Origin of the sequence: Brevibacillus panacihumi, assembly GCF_003710985.1 — a bacterium.
Taxonomy (GTDB): Bacteria; Bacillota; Bacilli; order Brevibacillales; family Brevibacillaceae; genus Brevibacillus; species Brevibacillus panacihumi.
Genome location: NZ_RHHT01000027.1, coordinates 99,480 through 113,101 on the forward strand (window position 1 = coordinate 99,480; position 13,622 = coordinate 113,101).

At 52.0% G+C, this 13,622-nt stretch carries 12 protein-coding genes and 2 riboswitches; of the genes, 8 read left to right on the top strand and 4 right to left on the bottom strand.

Translation table 11 applies throughout. The features are described 5' to 3' along the window. Positions 1–21 precede the first annotated feature (21 nt). From EDM58_RS12975 to EDM58_RS12990, 4 genes are all read left to right on the top strand, one after another. The gene (locus EDM58_RS12975; RefSeq protein ID WP_023558378.1) at positions 22–1,800 is read left to right on the top strand and encodes an acyl-CoA dehydrogenase family protein; all 1,779 of its coding nucleotides are present in this window, start codon (positions 22–24) and stop codon (positions 1,798–1,800) included. A 163-nt stretch (positions 1,801–1,963) separates the two neighbouring features. Then, complete coding sequence (locus EDM58_RS12980) at positions 1,964–3,511, top strand: spore germination protein (protein WP_122913712.1); 1,548 nt, start codon at positions 1,964–1,966, stop codon at positions 3,509–3,511. Then, entirely contained in the window at positions 3,508–4,608 is a 1,101-nt protein-coding gene (locus EDM58_RS12985; RefSeq protein ID WP_122913713.1) for a GerAB/ArcD/ProY family transporter, read from the top strand. Before EDM58_RS12980 ends, EDM58_RS12985 begins: the two co-directional genes overlap by 4 nt. Continuing rightward, the gene (locus tag EDM58_RS12990) at positions 4,605–5,723 is read left to right on the top strand and encodes a Ger(x)C family spore germination protein (RefSeq protein WP_023558375.1); all 1,119 of its coding nucleotides are present in this window, start codon (positions 4,605–4,607) and stop codon (positions 5,721–5,723) included. The genes EDM58_RS12985 and EDM58_RS12990 overlap by 4 nt, the downstream gene beginning before the upstream one ends. A 47-nt stretch (positions 5,724–5,770) precedes the next feature. Here the strand turns inward: EDM58_RS12990 and EDM58_RS12995 are convergent, their stop codons facing one another. The 4 genes from EDM58_RS12995 to EDM58_RS13010 are packed head-to-tail and all read right to left on the bottom strand — an operon-like array spanning position 5,771 to position 8,845. Then, positions 5,771–6,283, bottom strand: a complete 513-nt coding sequence (locus tag EDM58_RS12995; protein WP_023558374.1) for a 1,2-dihydroxy-3-keto-5-methylthiopentene dioxygenase — start codon at positions 6,281–6,283, stop codon at positions 5,771–5,773. 14 nt (positions 6,284–6,297) lie between these two features. Further along, positions 6,298–6,957, bottom strand: a complete 660-nt coding sequence (locus EDM58_RS13000; protein WP_023558373.1) for a methylthioribulose 1-phosphate dehydratase — start codon at positions 6,955–6,957, stop codon at positions 6,298–6,300. Positions 6,958–6,959: 2 nt separating this feature from the next. Continuing rightward, entirely contained in the window at positions 6,960–7,634 is a 675-nt protein-coding gene (locus EDM58_RS13005) for a 2-hydroxy-3-keto-5-methylthiopentenyl-1-phosphate phosphatase (RefSeq protein WP_122913714.1), read from the bottom strand. Continuing rightward, entirely contained in the window at positions 7,631–8,845 is a 1,215-nt protein-coding gene (locus EDM58_RS13010; protein WP_122913715.1) for a 2,3-diketo-5-methylthiopentyl-1-phosphate enolase, read from the bottom strand. Before EDM58_RS13010 ends, EDM58_RS13005 begins: the two co-directional genes overlap by 4 nt. Before the next feature lie 118 nt (positions 8,846–8,963). After that, a riboswitch (SAM riboswitch) is annotated at positions 8,964–9,108 on the bottom strand. Positions 9,109–9,261: 153 nt separating this feature from the next. Between EDM58_RS13010 and EDM58_RS13015 the strand changes: the two genes are divergently transcribed. The 4 genes from EDM58_RS13015 to mtnA all read left to right on the top strand — a co-directional run bounded on the left by EDM58_RS13015 (position 9,262) and on the right by mtnA (position 13,574). Continuing rightward, the gene (locus EDM58_RS13015) at positions 9,262–9,795 is read left to right on the top strand and encodes a sigma-70 family RNA polymerase sigma factor (RefSeq protein ID WP_246000708.1); all 534 of its coding nucleotides are present in this window, start codon (positions 9,262–9,264) and stop codon (positions 9,793–9,795) included. Then, on the top strand, positions 9,776–10,966 hold the full coding sequence (locus tag EDM58_RS13020) for an anti-sigma factor (RefSeq protein WP_122913716.1): 1,191 nt from the start codon (positions 9,776–9,778) through the stop codon (positions 10,964–10,966). The genes EDM58_RS13015 and EDM58_RS13020 overlap by 20 nt, the downstream gene beginning before the upstream one ends. Before the next feature lie 81 nt (positions 10,967–11,047). Then, positions 11,048–11,190: riboswitch (SAM riboswitch) on the top strand. Between the two features lie 117 nt (positions 11,191–11,307). Then, positions 11,308–12,537, top strand: a complete 1,230-nt coding sequence (mtnK, locus tag EDM58_RS13025; RefSeq protein WP_122913717.1) for an S-methyl-5-thioribose kinase — start codon at positions 11,308–11,310, stop codon at positions 12,535–12,537. After that, complete coding sequence (mtnA, locus tag EDM58_RS13030) at positions 12,534–13,574, top strand: S-methyl-5-thioribose-1-phosphate isomerase (protein ID WP_122913718.1); 1,041 nt, start codon at positions 12,534–12,536, stop codon at positions 13,572–13,574. Before mtnK ends, mtnA begins: the two co-directional genes overlap by 4 nt. The last annotated feature ends 48 nt before the right edge of the window (positions 13,575–13,622 follow it).

Genomic DNA, 13,622 nt, shown 5'->3' on the forward strand with positions numbered 1-13,622 from the left:
AAAATGTGAGGAGAGATAGACATGGGAGAGACAAAAGAATTGATCCGCGGTGGCAGTTTTTTGATTGATGCAGGCTCGGCTGATGATGTGTTCGTGCCGGAGGAGTATACCGAAGAACAAAAAATGATCGCCAAAACGACGGAAGAATTCGTCGTCAATGAGGTTCGTCCGCACCTGGAGGAAATCGAGAACCATCAATTCGATATCTCCGTGCGTCTGTTGAAAGAAGCAGGGGAACTGGGGCTGTTGGCAGGTGATGTGCCAGAGACGTACGAAGGTCTGGGACTCGACAAGGTAAGCACCGCTCTCGTCACGGAAAAATTCGCGCTCTCTCGCGGCTTTGCGCTTAGCTTCGGCGCCCATGTGGGGATCGGTTCTCTCCCAATCGTCTATTTCGGAAACGAAGACCAGAAGAACCGCTACCTGCCTGATCTGGCGTCCGGGAAACGCCTGGCTGCGTACTGCTTGACCGAACCGGGTTCAGGCTCGGACGCCCTCGGTGCCAAGACGACCGCGACGCTCTCGGAGGATGGCAAACACTACATCCTCAACGGGGAAAAGCAATGGATTACGAATGCGGGCTTTGCGGATGTATTCGTGGTGTACGCCAAGATCGACGGGGAGAAATTTACCGCATTTATCGTTGAGCGCACATTCCCGGGTGTTTCTTTTGGACCGGAAGAAAAGAAAATGGGGATCAAGGGGTCGTCGACGCGCACCGTCATTTTGCAGGATGTGCCGGTGCCGGTAGAAAATCTGCTGGGTGAACCTGGGCGCGGCCATGTGATTGCCTTCAACATCCTCAACGTCGGGCGCTACAAGCTGGCAGTAGGTGCTGTAGGTTCTGCCAAGCGTGCTTTGGAGCTTGCCACGACCTACGCGAAGGAACGCAAGCAGTTCAAAACGCCGATTGCCAACTTCACGCTGATCAAAAACAAGCTGGCCAATATGGCGACCAAGACATATGCGGCGGAAAGCTCCGTCTACCGTACTGTGGGCCTGTTCGATGTGGCGCTCAACAGCCTGGGCGAGAAGGCCGACGATGGGAAGGAAATCGCCAAAGCCATTGCGGATTATGCCATTGAATGCTCGATCAATAAAGTATTTGCGACAGAAGTGCTCGATTACTGCGTGGACGAAGGCGTGCAAATCCATGGGGGGTACGGCTTCATGTCCGAATATGAGATCGAGAATATGTACCGCGACTCCCGCATCAACCGCATTTTTGAGGGAACCAATGAAATCAATCGCTTGCTGATCCCAGATACGCTTGTGAAGAAAGCGATGAAAGGCGAGCTGCCGTTGCTGCAAGCCGCCGCAGGTCTGCAGGAAGAGCTGATGAGCTACTATCCCGAGGAGATCGAAGACGCGCCGCTGGTGGCAGAGAAGCATCTGATCGAGATGACGCGCAAAATCATCCTGATGGTCGCGGGCTCAGCGCTGATGAAGTACCAGCAAGCCATCTCCAAGGAGCAGGAGCTGTTGGTCTTCGCGGCCGATATGCTGATCGAGCTGTATGCGATGGACAGCGTCGTAAAACGGACGGAAAAAGCGATTGCTGCCAACGGGCTGGAGCAAGAGCAGCAAAAGCTGGATCTGACGGTCGTCTATGTGCAGGAAGCGTTTGACCGCGTAGAGGCTTGGGCGAAGGAAGCTCTGGCCGCGATGGAAGAAGGAGACGATCTGCGTCTGCGCCTCTCCATCCTGAAAAAGCTGACTCGCCGTACACCGATCAATACCGTTCAACTGAAAAGAGCCATTGCCGATCGCGTCATTGAAGCTGACGGATATGTGGTGTAATACCTGGTGTAGAATCACTAAGGAGCCAAGGGAAACTTCCCTTGGCTCCTTTTTTATTTGAAATCTCCAAAAAGCAGCGTCCTTTCCAATCGGTAGTGAATAGTTTTCCCAGTAGTCACCAACGCTAACAGAACAAACTACTGGGAGGCAGGAAAGCCGCAAGATGAGAATCAGAGGATGGATGAGAAGAAAAAAGGCGTTAGTGACTGAGAGAATCAGCCCGTCTGCTCCCCTTGTTCAAAATCGCATGATCAGCAATCGCACAAGCGAGAATATCGAAGAGATAACCAATATATTTACCCAGACCCCTGACCTGGTTATACGCAGCTTTACCAGCAACTATATGGAGGGGCAGGTAACGTTGGTTTACCTGGATGGGTTGGTGGACAAAAATTCCATCAACAACAATGTGCTGCGTCCTCTTATGGATCCACCCGAACAAGGAGGCACCAATATATTTGGCTTGTTGTCTATTAGTCAGATTTCACCTGTCTACGACTTTCAAGCTGTCGAAGATAAAATTCTGCAAGGAAGCAGCTTGCTGTTTATTGAAGGGCAGCGAGAAGCGTATGCATTGGATACGAACGGATGGCCGCAACGCGCTATTGAAGATCCGCAGTTAGAGACTTCCTTGAAGGGCGCTCACCAAGGCTTTGTTGAAACGGCCTTGCAAAACATTGCTTTGATTCGGCGATACATTCCCAATCGAGAACTGAAGATCAAGGAATTTTGGATCGGGGAAAGAGGAGTCTGCAAAGTCTCTGTCATGTTTGTCGAAGATATAGTCGACCCGGATATGCTTCGAATCTTGGAGGATCGGATTAGCGCTATCAAAGTTGACTCCGTGCTCAACACCGGTGAGCTGGAGGAAATGATTGAAGACAATCCATACTCGCCTTTTCCCCAATTTTATACGACGGAAAGGCCTGATACAGCAGCATCTCATTTGTTGCAGGGCCGAATTGCCATCGTAGTAGACCGTTCACCAAGTGTGCTGATAGCGCCAAGCACGTTTGTCTCGTTCTTTCAATCCGTGGACGATTACAGTACGCGCTGGCTGGTATCATCCTTTATCCGTTTGCTTCGATTTTCAGCAATGGTGGTTGCCACTTTTCTACCTGCCCTCTACATTGCCTTGATCTCGTTCAACTACGAGTTGATCCCGCTAGATCTGATTCTAACGGTGGGAGAATCAAGGGAAAGGGTGCCTTTTCCGCCCTTAATCGAAGCGGTGATGATGGAATTGACGCTGGAAATGCTGAGGGAAGCCGGGGTTCGGTTGCCTTCCCCGATTGGGCAAACGGTTGGGATTGTCGGAGGTATTGTCATTGGACAGGCTGTCGTACAAGCAGGGATTGTCAGCAATGTCATGGTGATTGTGGTGGCGTTTACAGCGATTTCCTCGTTCATATTTCCCAACTATGACATGGCGGCTGCGATCAGGCTGGTACGTTTCGCCATGATGGGGCTTGCCTCGATGTTCGGGATCATCGGCATTATCATCGGCTTTATGATCCTGATTGGTCATCTGATCTCCTTGGAATCGCTGGGGGCACCTTACGGAAGTCCGTTTGCACCAGTAAGGTTTCGGGATTTGAAGGATACGTTTCTGCGGCTTCCACTTTGGCTCATGAAGGACCGGCCAACAAGTGTCTTGTCAACGCAATCACGCCGGCAGGGGAAAAACTGGAGAAAGGAGGATCAGCAATGAACAAATTGATACCACCCAAATTGACGGTCCTCCAGTACATTTTTTTAATACATGGAACACAGGTGGGAATCGGTGTATTGTCTATGCCCCGGGAGTTGGCGGAAGCGGCAGGAACGGACGGGTGGATCTCTCTTTTGATCGGTTGGGGTGCAGCCGTAATCGCCAGTCTGCTGATTATCAGTGTCATGAAACGGTATCCGAATCATACGATTGTTGAGCTTCTGCCGCTATTCTTGGGAAAATGGGTAGGGGGAGCAGCGATTGCTCTGGTCATTTTGTACTGTTTGTTAGCGTGTATAACAGTTATTGGAAATACGGTGGGAATCTTGAATATATGGATTCTCACTCAGACACCTGGCTATTTGATCGTTTTCCTGTTTGTGATTCCGACTTATGTAATTCTCAAGAAAGGCATACATGTACTTGCAAGATATTCAGAACTGATTTTCTATCTTACACTCTGGATGCCAATTGTGCTGACGACCACGCTGTCCGACTCGCATTGGCTGAATTTGCTTCCTGTCGTAAAAGAGGGGTGGGGCCCCATCATCTCGGGAGCTAGATTAACGGTATACTCCTTCCTTGGATTTGAGCTGGCTTTCTTTGCATATCCCTTCCTGCACAATAAGAAGTATGCAGCGCTCGGGATCGTAGCAGCCAATACCTGGTCCTTGCTTGTTTTTCTGCACGTTACGATACTTTGCTTTACTTATTTCAGTCCCGATGAGATCACGAAGTATACATGGCCTACCCTTATTTTGCTGAAGGGCATAGAATATCGTTTTCTGGAGCGAGTGGACATTACTTTCTTGTCCTTCTACTTGATGGTACTGTCTACGACCATCCTCCCTTACGTCTACTTTACAATCCTTTCATCCAGTCATTTACTGAAAAAATGGGACCCTGTAAAGCAATTGAAAGTCTTCTTAATTCTGCTCGTGGCGGCTTTTTGGCTGTACACGCCAACCTTTATGGATCTGAGAAGATTGACGGAGCTCTGGAGCCATGCTGGCCTGATCTTTGGATACTTCGTTCCTCTACTCATATCAGGACCTATCTGGCTATACCATCGATCAGCCAAGGGGAGAAAAATATGAAAGCGTGCATACGAATCTTGTTGTTGGTGATGGTGACCACGTGCTTATCCGGCTGTATGGACAGAATCGATCTGGAGGATACGACGATCACGCTTATGGCTGGAATTGACTTGAATGAAAAAAACGAAATTCTGTTTTATTTATCAAGCCCTGTCTTCAGTAAAGAGGCAAAGAAAAAGTCGGAGGAGTTTGGTGTGAAGGCGGATACCTTTCGAGAGGCTAGGGTCCGTCTGGACGAGGTGGTCACGGGAATTACGCTGCCAGGAAAAATTCAGGTGTATATTCTTGGAAAACGGTTTTTGAAGCATCCGGAGTGGTTCAGATACTTGGATGTGATCTATCGGGATGCGCGCCTTACGGTTAACTCACGAATGGTTGTATACGATGGAGATGTCCATGAATTATTTCATTTTAACCCGAAGGACAAGCCGCGCCTAGCTCTTCATCTGACGAAGCTCATTGATACAGCCGCCCGCAGAAACGTGACTGTCAAAACAAAAGCGCAGGATCTGCATCGCCAAATCCTGGAGAAAGGGATTACACCCATACTCACAGAGATCAAGAAAGATAATCAGGTAGTGAAGGTGATGGGAATTGCACTATTGAGCGGAAAAGGAACCTATGTAAAACTGATTGAGCCGCCAGAATCTACTCTTCTGCTGCTGTTGCTTGATGGAAAGCAAGGGGATGTTGCGATGAGCTTTCTTCTACCGGAACATCAAGAGCGCGGCAAAATTATAAAAAGCAAGGTTAGTATCGTCATAAAAGATGTATCCAATAAAATAGAGACTTCGTATCAGGATGGCCGTTTTCATTTTACGGTGCGCCAGAAGCTGAAAATATCGATTACAGAAAGACTGTTTCCTTTCGATATGGAGAAGGGATACAAGCAAATGGAGCGGGAGATTGAGGAAGAACTGCGCAAGTCATACGCCAAATTAATCGAAAAATGCCAGAAATCCGCCACAGATCCATTTGGTTTTGGCATGCATGCCAGGGCTTACGAATACGAGGAGTGGAAGAAGGTGAAGGATAACTGGACAAAAGAATTTACCAAAGCCTCCGTCCAGATAATCCCGGAAGTATCGATCAAGGGTAATGGCGTGGTCAAATAACAAAAAAACACCCCGGTCGGCAGTGTTGGCAACCAGGGTGCTGTTGATTAATAGATGGCTTCCCAGCCTGCAGGGGTGACGAACAGGCGAATCGCCTTGATTTTGCGGTCATCCATCAGAGTAAAGTAGTGGCGGAAGTTGGGCGGTACGGAGATCAGGTCGCCCGGCTCCAATTCTACGTCAAAGTAGCGGCCGTCATCGCCTTTGATCGCAAAAATGCCATGGCCGTCTACGCAGAAGCGGCACTCATCATCTGTATGGTGATGCTCTGCTTTGAATTTGACGAGAAGCTCATCCAGATTGGGGTTGTTGTCGGAGAGGACGATGATGTCAGCTGTCAGATAGCCGCGACGCTTGCTGATGTCCTCGATCTCCGGTTTGAACGCGTCCAGAATCTGCTGCTTCTCTTCCTCTGTCGGGCTGTAGTTGTCGCGCAGGTTGGGAGCCAGGCGATCAACTCCCCAATGCTCATAAATAATGCCCTGGGTGCTGAGGAAGTCGTTTACTTCCGCAGCGCCTTTGATGTACTCGTTGGTATCGTGAAAACGAACTTGTGCCATGCTTGAAGCCCTCCTTAGATTGTGGTGGTAGAAGTGGACACGGTCGCGTGACGCAGCTGCAGCCAGCGAGCGTGGTACTCAAACAGGAATTCGAATGCTTCGAGGTGACGCTTCGCCTCGAAGTCATTGCCGCCCCACGCATAGATGCCGTGGTTGCGGATCAGGACACCGGGGACTTCCGGCGTGATGACTTTTTCGATGGCGACTGCCAAAGTAGGAATATCTGCAAAGTTCTCGACGATCGGGATCGTAATCCGTGCATTTTCTTCCCAGATTCCCAGGCCCTTGATCAGTTCCTGGCCCTGAATGGAGAAGGCGCGCTGACCGAAGTACAGCTCTGAGATCAGATTATTCCAGACGGTGTGCACGTGGAAGCAGGCACCGGCTTGCGCGAATTTTTTATAGACGACAGCGTGGATCAAGGTCTCGGCGGAAGGCTTCAGGGTAGTGGCATCGACCGGACGAGAGTCTTTATCGACGATGAGATAATCCTCGGGTGAAAGCTTGGTTTTGTCTTTGCCGCTTGCAGTAACGGCAAATTGCAGGGGATCATCCGCGATCTTGATGGACAGATTGCCGCTGGTGCCAGGGAACCAGTCCCGACGGGCAAAGGTCATTTTCACGTCATCGAGACGGCGGAAGGCATCCAGGCGTTGCTCCAATGTTGCTGTCATGGCTAAGAGACCTCCTGTTGGTGTTTCAAATCCTGTAAAATGGCAATCACCTCGTGGAAGGTGGCAAAGGTGCGATGCGGCAATTGCAGCTCCTGCGCTTTCTGCGCCAGAAGGGAGCGGGCAATCACGTAGTCGGCGATTTTGGCTCCTGCCAGGTCAGTGATGGAATCGCCAATTACGACGCGAAAATACTGATTCGGGTCGTAGCGGCGAATGATCGTTGTCTTGCACATGCCGCAGCCGGTCGAGCAATGCTCGTCGCAGTGATGCGGCCAGGTGATCGTAATGTGATCTCCTGAAAAATCGCTTCCGTTGCAGTAGATCGGCACGCCTGTCAAATCGAACGGAGCGAGGATCGGCTCTACGAAAAAGTCGATGCCGCCGCTGGTGATCAGAAGCTCTACGCCCTCCTCCCGGCAGAAGCGGACAAACTCGGCAAAGCCCGGACGAATCTTCGCTTCTTCAAGAATAAAATCAATGATCTCCTGTTTTTTCGAGGAGGGGACCATCTGAAACAACTGGCCGACGCCAGATTGTATCGTGATTTTTTGGGTCAGGATCTGCTCGATCAGTGTTTCGCACTCGGGTGGCGCGAATTTGCGCACGATGGAGACGATGTTGTCTTTTTCGGTGATGGTTCCGTCGAAGTCGCAAAAAAGGACTAATTTCTTGTTCATCGTCCGCCACCCCATTTTTCCAGGGCTATCGCCAATTCAGCGGAAACGGCCGCTGCATCCTGCAAGCTTCGGCCTGCTGTCACCGCTTCGATCGCAGCGACGAATGCCTTCGCTCCAGCAGTCGCTCCGCCAGGATGGCCGTGAATGCCGCCGCCTGCGTTGACGATCTGATCCAGTCCGAAGTCCGCGTACAACTGCGGGACGAGCCCAGGGTGAATGCCAGCGGACGGCACTGGGAATGAGCGGCGGACGCCTTCGAGCGGCTTGGTCAGATGGTCAGCCAGCTTCAGCGCTTCGTTTTTGTCCAAGGCGACGTTCCCGTACGGCGATGGGAAGAGAACCAGGTCAGCTCCCGCGATCCGCATCAGTGTACCGAGCAGAAGCGGTGTGGCGATGCCGTAATCAGGCGACGGGTAGTAAGCCCCCGCCAATGCCGGGTGAGCCATGATCGGGATGTTGATATCCGGGTCAGCCGCCAAGCGATGCAGGGCGTCGAATCCGAAAGCCAGCACGTTGAACAGCAGGCAATCAGCTCCTGCTTCAACTGCGCGTTTCGCCTTTTCGTTCAATTCATGGACAGGTCCAGTCAGATTGGCTGCGTAAAGGACCGGTTTTCCTGTCTCAGCCTCCGTCTCCAACGCGATCTGTTTGAACGCCTTGATCCGTTCCAGAAAGGGCGCGCGATCATCGGCGAAGAAGATTTCATCGTCCTTGACCAGATCGACACCGCCTAAAGCTTGAGCGCGAAACTGGGTTTTCAGGTCTTCAAACGGAAGACCCAGGCATGATTTGAAAATGCTCATGAGCAGCGGACGATCATGAGCCCCGAGTCGGTTGCGGAGGCCGTCGATCCCAAACTTGGGCCCTGGGAACTGTCCCAGGAGCGACTCCGGAAAGCTGATGTCCATGAGTTTGATTTTTCCGTCCATTGAGAGTTTGCCGAAAATCCCGGTTAACAGTGAAGGGATATCCGGGGTAAAATTGCGTACTGGATAACTGACTGTAATCAAGCCACGCTGCTCGCCGTTCTCCAGTGTTTCCAGCACTTCGGCGTGGACGGCTTCCCCGAGGTAGGGCTTCAATTCCTCTTGTTTGGCTGCTGGCAAATCTGTCCAGGAGCCTACCGTCATGCCGACGGCGATCGCCTCTGCCTTTTTATACAGATCTTTGGCTTGTGTCAAATACGTAACAAGGATGCGCTGTTCACTCATCGTCGGGAATTAAGCCTCCTTTATCATTCGAGATCATCTTGCTCGCAGAAGCTTCGGAAACGAAAAAAACCTCCCAGAGTGGGAGGCGCTTGTCGTCTGATGAACGTTTTTTCGTCGCCTCTCATCTCTCGGGTAAAAAGTCAAGACGGGTGCTTGACACTTATCCGTTGGAATTAGCACCGTTTCGCTCACTACAACGTGGTAGATGAGCGCCGGTTGCCGGGCATCATAGGGCCAGTCCCTCAGCCAGCTCGCGATAAGAGTTATGTTGTTGATACGCGTAGACGCGTATGAGATACACCCATGATATGACGTTCTCAAACAGGAGTCAATCTTTGTTTTTCCCGGCAGACACCCGAATGGGGGAGAGAAAAGAGATGAGTGAAACCTTTTTGGCTTGCCGGACGTGGTAAGAGATGAAAGGGTGTGAGAAAGTTGGGAAAGTAGGCCTGGAAGACGTGTACCGGATGCACGTAAACGACATCTACCGCTATCTTTTCCGACTGACAAGGGATGCGAGGCAGGCAGAGGATTTGACGCAGGAAACCTTTTTCCGCGCTTTTCTGTCCCTGGATGACTACCGCGGGGAAAAGGTGCGCCCTTGGCTTTTCAAGGTAGCCTACCACGCGTTTGTCGATTGGCATCGCAAGCAGGCAAGACACCCTTTGCAGATCATGGAGCGACTGCCGGAGAGAGCGGACCTGCAGGCGATGGACCCGGCAGAAGCCTTCGTATCACAGGAGATGTGGGAGACGGCGCACGCCTATCTGGAGCTTTTGCCTGAGCAGCAGCGACAGGTGATCCTGCTGTTTGCCATGCAGTTTCGATACGCAGAGATCGCCGAGGTATTGGGAATCAGTCTGGCAGATGTCAAGCGTTCGCTCTTTCGCGGACGACAAAAGATGCGCAAGTTGTGGAGGGATCAGGCGGATGACGAACAGGGAAGATAACGACAAAGAAGCACGGCTGCTCGCCTATCTGCGCGGCGAGTTGACGGAAGAGGAGAAGAAACGGCTACAAGAAGAACTGGCTGACGATGAGGAATATGCGCAGAAGCTTGAGCGACTTTTGCTCGGAGAGGAAAACGAGGAGAAATCGTCCGAACCGATTGGACTGCCCGAGGAAAAACAGCGCAAAATCCTGCGTCGCGGAAAATGGCGGATGCGTTTTGGCAACTCGGCGTTTACGTTGGGGATCGCGTTTGCAGCAGGAGTTTTGATTTTTTTCATCAATGGTTGGTTTGGCAGACTGATGTATGATGACCTGTTTCGGGTGACGAGAAGCATGGTGAATTTCACCCAACCGGGGATCACTGCCGGAAGCAGCGGCTCGCAGATCGGCCTTTTGTACGGAAATATCCAGATGGAGCTGCGCGAACAGGTGGGAAAAGAGAAACAGAACGCAGGCAGGATGGAGAGCACCAATCTTTTGTGGCTGATCCATGCAGAGCCCAAGTGGCCCAACGGAATCCGCGATGTCAAATTGTTCTTTCGCTACCCGCATGAAGCAGCGACATCAGAAGAGACGAAATTCCGGCGGGACCCAGCGTGGAAAGCAATGGAAAAGCTGCCGGAGGGAACGGTCTCACAATTGGCAATCTCCTTCGATCGGCTTCTGACCTATCAGGAGTATCAGCAACTGATCTTGAGCCATCTGCCTGAATACGAGCAGGAGACGGTCTGGTTCGCGGTAGATACGGGGGAAGAGATCAAACAGGCAGATAAGGACGAGGAGAGAGGCGACATTTTGCTGTCAGCAGGGGAGGTCTGGGGCTTTTCCGAGCGCAGCTTGGATTATGGAGGGGCGCCAATTCAGGTCAACGGTGAGGGAGATCGACGGGCAGCAGCCTACGTATCCGAGATGAAGTATTTAGCCGAGCAGGAGCGGATGAGCAAGGCGGTCGGCAGAGGCCTGATGTGGACCAATGATCCGAAAATCCAAGATCGCTATCAATACCTGCAGAAAAACGGTGTCCGCATCTATGGAGCCGTCGTCACAGGACCGACCAAGGAATTACTCAAGCTTCGGGAAGAGCCTTCGATCACCGCCGCCTTTTTGGGCAAGGTGGACTGGTGGAACTGGGAACGCCCCTCCGCGTCCGGCTCTCAGAACAGCTGGTGACAATGACGGAGCAAAAAGGGAGTTGACAGCTTCCACAACGGGTTGTATGATTCAAACTAATCAAAACTGCATACGTTGGATACCTTATCCAGAGAAGGTGGAGGGACTGGCCCGATGATACCCGGCAACCGACATGACGCGACTCAGCCGCATACCGCGACTGAAGCATGCGACGTGCACGGTGCTAATTCCTGCAGAAACAAAAGTGGTCTGGAAGATAAGGGGGAGACGGGCACGTTTACCTGATGCGTGTACGATGACAACCTCTTTTCTTCGAGAAAAGAGGTTTTTTATTTCTTTGGAATAGATCAAAAAAGAACTAGAGGGGAGAATGGCAGACAATGGCATATCGCGCGCTGACAGAGCAAGAAGCAGTACAGTATGTAAAGGAATTGCCCGGGCTGTTTTCAGAAGGGGCCGAACTGTCCAGTCGGGAAATCGGCGACGGGAATCTGAATCTGGTGTTTGATATTCGCGAGGTAGAAACAGGAAAAAGCGTCATCGTGAAGCAGGCGCTGCCGTATGCTCGTGTGGTAGGCGAGTCGTGGCCCTTGACGCTGGATCGTGCCCGCATCGAAAGCGAGGCCCTGCAAATCCAGTACAAACGAGTGCCGGAGCTGGTGCCGCAGGTGTACCATTTTGATCAAGAGCTTGCGTTGACCGTGATGGAGAACGTCGGAGACCACATCATCATGCGCAAAGGCTTGATCGAGGGCAACCGCTATCCGCTGTTCGCAAAGCAGATCGGCAAGTTTCTCGCGCACACCCTTTTCTATACCTCTGATCTCGGATCTCATCCGTATGAGAAAAAAGCACTTGTCGGAAGATTCATCAATCCAGAATTATGCAAAATTACTGAAGATCTCGTTTTCACAGACCCTTATGAAAATGCGCCGACCAACAACTTCAATCCGCTGATTCAGCGGGAAGTGGAAGCGATCTGGCAGAACAAGCCGCTGAAGCTGGAAATCGCCAAGCTGAAATACGATTTTCTGACGCGCGCAGAAGCCTTGCTTCATGGAGATCTGCATACAGGAAGCATCTTCGTGACGAAGACCAGCCTGAAAGTGATCGATCCCGAATTCGCCTATTATGGACCGCTTGGCTTTGACATCGGTGCGGTGATCGCCAATCTGCTGCTCAACTACGCAGGACAGCACGGATTGCAAGCAGACCCAGGAGAACGGGCATCGTATCGCGAATACCTGTTGGAGACGGTAGAGGATGTGTGGAACGAATTCGTTTCGCAGTTTGTTCAGCTTTGGCACAAGCAAGCCAAGGAGCGCAGCGCTCATGTAGAAGGCTTGTGGGAGAGCTATGTAAACCGACTGATCCAGGACACGGCCGGATATGCAGGCTGCAAAATTCTGCGTCGCGTCATTGGGCTTGCGGGAGTGGCTGATCTGAACGAGATCGCCGATGAGCAGACGCGTGCAGAAGCGGAACGTCTGGCTCTCGCAATCGGGGAAGCGTTGATTTTGCAGCGCACCGAGATAGGCGAGTCGACCGATATTACTGATCTGGTCCGTTCCGTTACCGCGAAATTTTACCAGGAGGCAGCAACCGTATGACAACAAGTACACAACTTACCCCGGTAAAGTGGGAGAGTGACGCGCTGGTCTTGCTCGACCAGACGAAATTGCCAGTAGAAACGATCTATTTGACATTGACCACTGCAGAAGAGGTATGGGCGGCGATCCGCCACCTGCAGGTAAGGGGAGCCCCGGCGATTGGCATGGCGGCAGCTTACGGCTTGTATCTCGGCGTTCGCAATAGCCAGGCAGCGACAGCGGAAGCCTTTATCGCTGAGGTGAACCAAAAGGCCGAGTATTTGGGCAGTTCCCGTCCTACAGCCGTAAACCTGTTCTGGGCATTGGATCGGATCAAGGCGCGCGTGCAGCGCGATGCAGATAAAGCTGTGGCCCAGCTCAAGGCAGCGGTGTTGGATGAAGCATTGGCGATTCAAAAAGAGGATGCGGAGGTTTGCCGCACGATCGGGGAGAATCTGCTTACCTTGCTGGAAGACGGAATGGGTGTTCTGACGCACTGTAATCCCGGCGCACTTGCGACAGCAGCTTACGGTACAGCGACAGCGCCGTTTTACCTGGCGAAGGAGCGTGGCTGGAACCTGAAGGTATTCGCCGATGAGACACGTCCGGTTCTGCAGGGAGCGCGTCTGACCGCGTATGAGCTGCAGCAGGCTGGCATCGATGTCACGCTGATCTGCGACAACATGGCGGCAATGGTCATGTCCCAGGGCAAGGTCCAGGCGGTCATCGTCGGTACCGACCGCGTGGCGGCCAACGGGGATGTAGCCAACAAAATCGGCACATACGGCGTAGCCGTTTTGGCGAAAGCCCACGGCATTCCGTTCTACGTGGCCGCACCTCTTTCTTCTATTGATTTGGAGACGGCGACAGGGGCACAGATTCCGATCGAGGAGCGCCCTGGCGAAGAAATTACGCACGGTCTGGGCAAGCAGGTAGCGCCGGATGACATCAAGGTGTACAATCCCGCATTCGATGTCACCCCTGCAGCCTATATCACGGCGATCGTGACGGAGACAGGGATTTTCAAACCGGAAGAGATTGCGAAAAGCAAGGCCTAGCACATAAAGCGTCCACTGCATTCTGCGGCTGGACGCTTTTCTCCATTT

Coding starts and splice junctions, on each gene's coding strand:
- mtnK (WP_122913717.1), top strand. CDS start 11,308: ATGGCATATCGCGCGCTGACAGAGCAAGAAGCAGTACAGTATGTAAAG.
- mtnA (WP_122913718.1), top strand. CDS start 12,534: ATGACAACAAGTACACAACTTACCCCGGTAAAGTGGGAGAGTGACGCG.
- EDM58_RS13000 (WP_023558373.1), bottom strand. CDS start 6,957: ATGACAGCAACATTGGAGCAACGCCTGGATGCCTTCCGCCGTCTCGAT.
- EDM58_RS13005 (WP_122913714.1), bottom strand. CDS start 7,634: ATGAACAAGAAATTAGTCCTTTTTTGCGACTTCGACGGAACCATCACC.
- EDM58_RS13020 (WP_122913716.1), top strand. CDS start 9,776: ATGACGAACAGGGAAGATAACGACAAAGAAGCACGGCTGCTCGCCTAT.
- EDM58_RS12990 (WP_023558375.1), top strand. CDS start 4,605: ATGAAAGCGTGCATACGAATCTTGTTGTTGGTGATGGTGACCACGTGC.
- EDM58_RS13010 (WP_122913715.1), bottom strand. CDS start 8,845: ATGAGTGAACAGCGCATCCTTGTTACGTATTTGACACAAGCCAAAGAT.
- EDM58_RS13015 (WP_246000708.1), top strand. CDS start 9,262: ATGAAAGGGTGTGAGAAAGTTGGGAAAGTAGGCCTGGAAGACGTGTAC.
- EDM58_RS12995 (WP_023558374.1), bottom strand. CDS start 6,283: ATGGCACAAGTTCGTTTTCACGATACCAACGAGTACATCAAAGGCGCT.
- EDM58_RS12980 (WP_122913712.1), top strand. CDS start 1,964: ATGAGAATCAGAGGATGGATGAGAAGAAAAAAGGCGTTAGTGACTGAG.
- EDM58_RS12985 (WP_122913713.1), top strand. CDS start 3,508: ATGAACAAATTGATACCACCCAAATTGACGGTCCTCCAGTACATTTTT.
- EDM58_RS12975 (WP_023558378.1), top strand. CDS start 22: ATGGGAGAGACAAAAGAATTGATCCGCGGTGGCAGTTTTTTGATTGAT.